Genomic DNA, 7,244 nt, shown 5'->3' with positions numbered 1-7,244 from the left:
GAATCCAACTCCTCACCCCTCCAGAAAGAAAAATTTTCTCTTATTTATGGGATTGTTCATTGGAGCAGTCAGTTGCTTTGGAGCAGGCGTTTGGTTTAGCCCCAAATTAAATCAACCTCCAACAACAGCCGTTGCATCTTGTCAAAATAATACACAACCAGAAAGAGGGTTAAAGATTAGTTTGGGTGAAGAAATTTTACTAAAGGGAGACACAAATTCTGATAAACAAGCTGGAATTCAGGCATTTGCCAACAACGATTTTCAGACTGCTATCGAGAAATTCACATTGTATCGGCAAACGTGCCGTCTTGATCCAGAAGCATTAATTTACTTGAACAATGCTCAAGCGCTTAAGAAGGGTAATCCCCTCAAAATTGCCGTAAGTGTTCCTATTGGTAGCACTCAGAACATAGCAAAAGAGATACTGCGCGGTGTGGCTCAAGCTCAAGATGAGGTGAATAGCAATGGCGGCATTAATGGCAAGCTATTGCAGGTAGCGATCGCTAATGATGATAATGATTCAAGCGAAGCTGTACAGCTTGCCACTCAGTTTGTTAAAGATGCTAGTATTTTAGCTGTAGTGGGACACAATGCTAGTAATGCTTCCCTCTCTGCAGCCCCAGCGTATCAAAGAGACGGGTTAGTGATGATGTCTCCCACTAGTTTTGCCCAAAACCTCACTGGAATTGGCAACTATATCTTTCGCACAGTTCCCAATGTTAGCTTAATGGCAGATGGTCTCTCTCGTTACGCTATTAAGGCGGCTGGCAAAACAAATTTTTTTATCTGTGTTGATTCCAAAGCAATTGATAATCAATCGTTTAAGGATGAGTTTGTCAAAGCGATCAAAGCTGCTGGTGGCACAATTAATTCCACAAATTGCGATGTTTCCGCTTCAAACTTCAACCCTAATGCAGTCATTTCTCAAGCTATCAGCAATGGCGCAGATGCGTTGGTATTAGGTCTCTACATAGACAGAATTAAGCAAGGTCTAGCCGTGGCACAAGCTAATAAAGGACGGTTAGCACTATTTAGCAGTCCCACGCTTTACACATCAGAAACCTTCCAGGTTGGGAAAGCCGATATCAATGGCATGGTACTCGCTGCACCTTGGCATCCTCAGGTACTTCCCGGTAATCCTTTCAGGCAAAAATCTCAGAAATTTTGGGGTGGAATTGTGAATTGGCGAACGGCAACGGCTTATGATGCAACTAAGGCTATTATTGCTGGTCTGCAGCAAAGCAACACTCGCGATGAATTGCAACAGGTGCTGCACAGTCCAAATTTTTCAGTAAATGGTGCTACGGGAAAAATTCAGTTTTCATCATCAGGCGATCGCATCGACAATCCCATTTTCTTAGTTAAAGTTCAACAAAAGTCTGGCAGTAATGACTATGAATTTGTGTGGTTACCTAACCCTAAGTAAAATAATAAAGTTTTGTAAATATAAATAATATTTGACGAAATCCATATTTTTAGTTGTGAAGTCTATAGAGGATGAATTTTTCTTTGGGTTATCTTGAAACGTTAAAACAAAGCGATTTTCAAGAAGACAATTATTTTCTCATGCTTATTGCCCATGAGAAATAAGCATGAGATAGTGACCCTTAAGAAGAACATTACATGGACTGCATAAGTCAAATGGAATTGCAGCTATTACAAATTGGGTAATAATTATCAGAGTCATCTCACTTATCAACAAAGATGCTGGGAAAACTTAGCTAGAGATAAAATTCAAACAAATAATTAACACTAAACATCTTGAAGAGGTAAAAAATGTCTGAGAACATTAAATTGACTATCGCTCTTAATGAACCAAACCTAGATGCAGAGGAGAGAGAAGAGCAAACGCGAAATCTGTTGCAAGAGGTGAAAGACAGAGATGAAGTTGAACAAGCCAGTCTTGTAGGAGTTACAGAAACACCACGTGGCTCAAAGGCATTTGCAGGTTTTCTGGTGGGGATGTTGCAGGCTGAAGTGAGTGTTGCCAATTTGAAGAAATTGCTGGGATTTTTGGGCGATCGCCTCGGTGACAAGTCGATTAAGCTGACAGTCAAAGCACCAGATGGTAGAGAAATCAGTTTGGAAGCCAGCAGCAAAGAAGAATTTGAATTCGCAAGGCAGCAAGCAGAAGAATTTCTGAAAAATACGAATGATTCATAGGATATCTTCTTCTGTTAATTCAGGAAAGTTTTCTAAAATTTCATCATGAGACATGACAGCCGCCAGCCAGCTAAAAATATCGGCAGCGGCTGATTTTAGTCGTCAAATGCTTTTAGGATATCTTCCGGTAACGAAGCATTGAAGTCTTCTGGCACTACGAAACGTCCTCGATCCTGTCCTAAACTACTCCGTCGATTGGATGAGGAGCGAAACGGAATCAGTTTGGCGATCGCAACGCCTCGGTTTGAAATAATGATTTCTTCTCCAAGTTCTACCCGCGACAAAAGCCGTGAGAGATTGGTTTTAGCTTGGTGGATATTGACTGTTTCCATAATGCTTGTAAACTAAGTCTATAAACTTTGCAGGTGACGGGTTACTATAAACCATAAAAATGCTTAGGTTAGAATAAATTATAAAATAATACTAAATAGAGATGACATCTGGGGTGCTAGTCATCTTTATTAGCCGGATTAATCATTACAACTGATTTATTTCGATGTGAGGATAGCAAATCTTGCATTTCCAGAATTTTGTCGTCATAGAGCAATGGCTCATAGCACACACGCTCATTACTAACCTTACTCTTTAGATAAGAATCTGTAACAGCGCGTTTTGATGTTGTAGCTATAAATAAGTGGGTGAAAATAAATAAACGTAACCATGTCATTGCGAACGGAGCGAAGCGAAGTGAAGCAATCGCAGGCGTTTGGGATTGCTTCGCTCCACTTCGTTACGCTCGCAATGACACACAAAACTTTTTTCCACCTACTTAATTTGAGCAGCGACTGGAAGCCTCCAGAACAAGCAATGGAGTCACATCCTCTGTTCAATATATACATGAACCAAAGTGAAGAACTACAAAAAATACTGGACTTACTAGAAGAAAAGATACTGTTTCTAAAAACGGCGAAAGTAACAGCAATAGACGCTGTGGCTCTTTTCAGTCTCCACAAGCAGATTGAAGAAGCTGAGGGTGAACGCCATAAAATAATACAGCAAATTGAAAATATAGACTCAGTAGCTTGTAGTGAAGAGTTATACCGTGCTTTATTAAAATTAGGCTATCGGGAGCAAGTGCGCTCATTTCTCAAATTTCTGAAAGCACAGTCAATAGGGGCTTTCCTTATCCACGGTTCGCTAGATCATGGACAACGTTGGTTACTGAATCGATTAGTTACACAGCATATCCGCTTTGGTACAATGGGCAAGATGGTGCGGATTGAACTTGATCGGATAGGACGCAGAAGAGATATTTCTGCTTTGTGGCGTGAATTTGGCGGACGTGTTGGCTTGGGAAGACAACACTCACCTACAGAAATTGCTGAACGAGTTTTTCACTGGTGGAAGACACAGAATGTCATCCTTGTTTTTCATGGCGTGGATTGTATGCCAGAAGGGTATTTGCAAGAATTACTTGACGAATTTTGGTTACCGTTGGCGAGTCAAGCACGAGAGGTTGTCTCTCCAACAAAATACCAGTTACTGATGTTTTTGGTGGATTATGAAGGCTGTGTAGGTTGTCAGGATACCATCTTTGTGGAGGAACTAGAAACAACTTGGGAACCGAGAGTTCCGATTAAACTACCAATCATTAATCCGTTTGGCGATCGCATTCTCACTGAGTGGATTCGGACAGTTAACATGGAGTTCCGCAAATTACCTCTTCTTGAAGTCATAGTCATAAATGAAATAGACAAATTCGTCAAAGAAATTTTGGAAAAGAGTGATAACGGAGTTCCAGAACGAGCGTTTTCAGAAATATGTGATTTGTGCGGCTGCAATTGGTATGAAGAAAGGGAAAGATGGTTAAAGATTTGACTAACAAACAACTTGAGTACACAGGCAAAGTGCAGCCGAAATTGGGAAAACCAGATGATGCAACTGGACATCTGTTGTATCCTTATTTGCCGAATGAGGAATTAATAGAAGCTGTTAACTTGGCAATTTACCTCGAACGACCACTTTTGCTCAAGGGGGAACCGGGATGCGGTAAAACAAGATTGGCTCGTGCTGTGGCTTATGAACTTGGTTTGCGTTTGGAAGCTTGGTACATCAAATCTACCACTCGCGCAAAGGATGGTCTTTATAATTATGATGCAGTCACGCGCTTACGCGATGCTCAACTGGCTGCAACTGGTCGTATTATCAAAGATGAGGATATCCCACGCATTAGTGATCCGGCTACTTATGTGAAGTGGGGACCATTGGGAAGTGCTTTTCAAAACGAACAGCGGACAGTGGTATTAATAGACGAAATTGATAAAGCTGACATTGACTTTCCCAACGACTTGTTATTAGAACTCGATGAACAACGGTTTATTGTTGAGGAAACGGGACAAGAAGTTCAGGCAAAAGCACCGCCAATCGTTTTTATCACAAGCAATGATGAGAAAGACTTACCAGATGCTTTCTTGCGGCGGTGTTTGTTTCACTACGTAGAATTTCCCAGCCGCGAAAGATTAGTAGAAATTGTAAATAACCACTTTCCTGATTCACCTAAAACGTTAGTAGAGAAAGCTGTGGATCGCTTCTCAGAGCTGCGCAAGGAAATGCGGGAAGATAAAGGGGAAGGTGGCAAGAAAGTGAGTACGAGTGAATTGATTGACTGGTTTAAGGTACTGCGTCGCTTTCCTCAAGATGAGGTTTTGGCAAAATTGGATGGTAAGCTGCCATTCGCTGGCGTTTTGCTGAAAAGTTGGGATGATCATATTCGTCATTTGAGACAAAGCCGTGGACGTGAATGAATTGCCACTCCAAGAACTTTTCACTCGTCTACGAGAAGCTGGCTTACCACTTGGTATTGACGAGTATCAGTTAGTTTTGCAATCTTTGCAAGTTGGTTTTGGCATGACTGACAAAGGGGCTTTGAAGCGTTTGTGTCAGACTTTGTGGGTTAAATCTGCTGAGGAAAAGCGGATATTTGAGTATCAGTTTGAGCAATTGATCGGCACTGAAGCTGTTGTGCCAAGTTCGGAAACATTGGTAAAGTCAATTGAAAAGCGTAAAATTGACCGCATTATTGACTATTTAGCTCTGGCGGGTGCTTTCATTATTGGATTTTGGATCATTAGTTCGGGTATTGGATTTTTCATGAACAGAAATCAAACTCAGTTGAATAAAAATCTAATACAGCAGATTGTAGAGCAAATACAAATTTGGTCATCCGGATCAACTAACAACCAAACTCCAAATACAAAAGCGAATCAAAACCTAAATCAAACTCCAAAGATTAATCAAAACCAAAGCCAGATAAATTGGAGTGCGATCGCCCAGATAACTCTGAGTATTGTATTAGTATTAGTTACTGGAACAACTTTGACTGCTTTTGTATATAAATTGTACACGTGGATAGATAAGCGGGTGCTCTCTAAACAAAAAGTTGGTAATGATAAAGATTTTCCAGAAGCAACTTCAAGTGCGCCGTCTTCCTCCGTTCTGCCTGCAAAATTGACACAGGAAACAGAAGATGAAGTGCAAGTTGCACAAGCAGTGTTAAAAACTACCAGTAGAAATGAGGAAATTCTTCACAGTCGCTTTCTTCTGACATCTGAATATTTTCCTATAACCGAGCGGCAAATGAAACAGGTGTGGCGCTACTTGCGCCGCCCGGTACGCGAAGGACAACCAACAGAGTTAGATATGGAAGCAACGGTTAACCAGATTGGACGCCAAGGTATACTGCTCCAACCTGTGTTAGTTCCACGTCGGGTAAACCAAGCGGATTTGCTGTTACTCATTGACCAAGATGGCTCAATGGTGCCTTTTCACACTTTATCACGTCGGTTAGCAGAAACTGCCATGCGTGGAGGTCGTTTGGGTAAAGCAGACATTTACTACTTTCATAATTGCCCCATCGAATATCTCTACCACGACTTCAATCATCAAAAAGAGAAGTTAATAAGTGATATCGTGACTCATGTTTGTTCCAATAGGACAGCTGTGTTGATTTTCAGTGATGCTGGTGCAGCCCGTGGCGGTTATAGCAAAGAGCGCTACGAATTAACCAAAGAATTTCTTACCAAGCTAAAACAGAAGGTGCGTTACATTGCTTGGCTCAATCCTATGCCACACTCACGCTGGAACAAAACAACAGCTGGCGAAATTGCAGGTCTATTACCGATGTTTGAAGTCAGCCGCCCAGGTGTACAGGATGCTATTAGCGTGCTGCGCGGACGCCCAACGAACTTTGAAGGGCGGAAAAAATGAGTAAGATGAAACCTGAAGTTGCTAAGCGACGCATTGAGTCTTTTGAAAAACGCTTTGCCAAAGAGTCTTTTGAAAAACGCTTTGCCAAAGCACACCTGTATTTGGCATATCATGCTGCTTTTCCCTTATCACTCACACCTGAGTTGTTATATCGTTTATGGGCTAACTTTCAAAGAGATATTCACGGTGAAGTGCTAAACATCCCTTGGATAGCTGTAGCAGATTTGCTACTTTCTAGCCTGTGTCATGAAGTCGGGCACGAACTCTATGAAATGGATTTGGCAGTGCGAAATGAGCTGTTGAGTCGATTGAAGCAAGATGAAAAGTTTAGTCAACAGCGGATTAATGAACTGTCAGACTTCTTACTTGAGTATGTACAGCAGCAGCTATTGAGTGATGATCCCGATATTCAAGACTTCGCCCAAGCTCAACGGTGGGTAGCTCTAGCATACACGCAACCTAATGAAGCTGCTCGTGAACTAGCATTAGCATTCTCGAAATTGGATCAGAAGGATACAGCGGAACTAGTGCGGATGGCTTCATTAGCGGAAACATTTGCTGAACCATTGACTGAATTTCAGCCGCTACTGATTTATGCTCGTGGGATGGAAAAGTTTGCCCGTGGCAATTTGAAAGATGCAATAGATCGACTTAGAGAAGTCCCAAAAGAAGCAAACGTTATACAAGTTGCTGGAGTAGATTTGCCTATTCCGGAACAGTTACAGATTCCTAGGACTAAAAGACGATTCCAGCTGAACATCCCTTGGCTCAGCCTGCTTAAGTTTCTGGGGACAAGCGTAGGGGTAACTACTCTGGTGGTATTGTTAGAGTCGATGGGGAGTATTATCTCCCGCACCTCTCTGTTAGATCCGGAC

7 protein-coding genes and 1 pseudogene are annotated in these 7,244 nt (G+C 41.8%); 6 read left to right on the top strand and 2 right to left on the bottom strand.

The features are described 5' to 3' along the window. Both AC5JM2_RS06310 and AC5JM2_RS06305 read left to right on the top strand, forming a co-directional pair. Positions 1-1,426, top strand: a 1,426-nt coding sequence (locus AC5JM2_RS06310; protein WP_495834050.1) for an ABC transporter substrate-binding protein, incomplete at its 5' end; no start/stop codon positions are given. Between the two features lie 350 nt (positions 1,427-1,776). Beyond that, positions 1,777-2,163 carry a hypothetical protein gene (locus AC5JM2_RS06305; protein WP_495834049.1) on the top strand — a complete coding sequence of 129 codons (387 nt, stop codon included), beginning with the start codon at positions 1,777-1,779 and terminating at the stop codon, positions 2,161-2,163. Here AC5JM2_RS06305 and AC5JM2_RS06300 read toward each other — a convergent pair. Both AC5JM2_RS06300 and AC5JM2_RS06295 read right to left on the bottom strand, forming a co-directional pair. Continuing rightward, positions 2,158-2,241, bottom strand: coding sequence for a DUF433 domain-containing protein (locus AC5JM2_RS06300; protein ID WP_495834088.1), 84 nt, complete (start codon positions 2,239-2,241; stop codon positions 2,158-2,160). The genes AC5JM2_RS06305 and AC5JM2_RS06300 overlap by 6 nt on opposite strands. A gap of 17 nt (positions 2,242-2,258) precedes the next feature. After that, positions 2,259-2,495 carry a type II toxin-antitoxin system Phd/YefM family antitoxin gene (locus tag AC5JM2_RS06295; RefSeq protein ID WP_495834048.1) on the bottom strand — a complete coding sequence of 79 codons (237 nt, stop codon included), beginning with the start codon at positions 2,493-2,495 and terminating at the stop codon, positions 2,259-2,261. Positions 2,496-2,823: 328 nt separating this feature from the next. Here AC5JM2_RS06295 and AC5JM2_RS06290 point away from each other — a divergent pair, with 328 nt between their 5' ends. The 4 genes and pseudogenes from AC5JM2_RS06290 to AC5JM2_RS06275 all read left to right on the top strand — a co-directional run. After that, positions 2,824-3,981 carry a hypothetical protein gene (locus tag AC5JM2_RS06290; protein WP_495834047.1) on the top strand — a complete coding sequence of 386 codons (1,158 nt, stop codon included), beginning with the start codon at positions 2,824-2,826 and terminating at the stop codon, positions 3,979-3,981. After that, a complete protein-coding gene (locus AC5JM2_RS06285) occupies positions 3,966-4,907 on the top strand; it encodes an AAA family ATPase (RefSeq protein ID WP_495834046.1) in 942 nt (313 codons plus the stop codon). Before AC5JM2_RS06290 ends, AC5JM2_RS06285 begins: the two co-directional genes overlap by 16 nt. After that, positions 4,894-6,369, top strand: a complete 1,476-nt coding sequence (locus tag AC5JM2_RS06280; protein WP_495834045.1) for a hypothetical protein — start codon at positions 4,894-4,896, stop codon at positions 6,367-6,369. The genes AC5JM2_RS06285 and AC5JM2_RS06280 overlap by 14 nt, the downstream gene beginning before the upstream one ends. After that, positions 6,366-7,244, top strand: a pseudogene (locus tag AC5JM2_RS06275) (hypothetical protein); the annotation flags it as partial. The gene AC5JM2_RS06280 and the pseudogene AC5JM2_RS06275, both read left to right, overlap by 4 nt.

Source organism: Brasilonema angustatum, from assembly GCF_059505445.1.
Note: the sequence above shows the minus strand (reverse complement) of the source record. Positions and strands in the feature narration are given on the sequence as shown.

What these genes read in the sequence shown, in the direction of transcription:
- AC5JM2_RS06290 (WP_495834047.1), top strand. Translation starts at nt 2,824, where the DNA reads ATGTCATTGCGAACGGAGCGAAGCGAAGTGAAGCAATCGCAGGCGTTT.
- AC5JM2_RS06305 (WP_495834049.1), top strand. Translation starts at nt 1,777, where the DNA reads ATGTCTGAGAACATTAAATTGACTATCGCTCTTAATGAACCAAACCTA.
- AC5JM2_RS06295 (WP_495834048.1), bottom strand. Translation starts at nt 2,495, where the DNA reads ATGGAAACAGTCAATATCCACCAAGCTAAAACCAATCTCTCACGGCTT.
- AC5JM2_RS06285 (WP_495834046.1), top strand. Translation starts at nt 3,966, where the DNA reads ATGGTTAAAGATTTGACTAACAAACAACTTGAGTACACAGGCAAAGTG.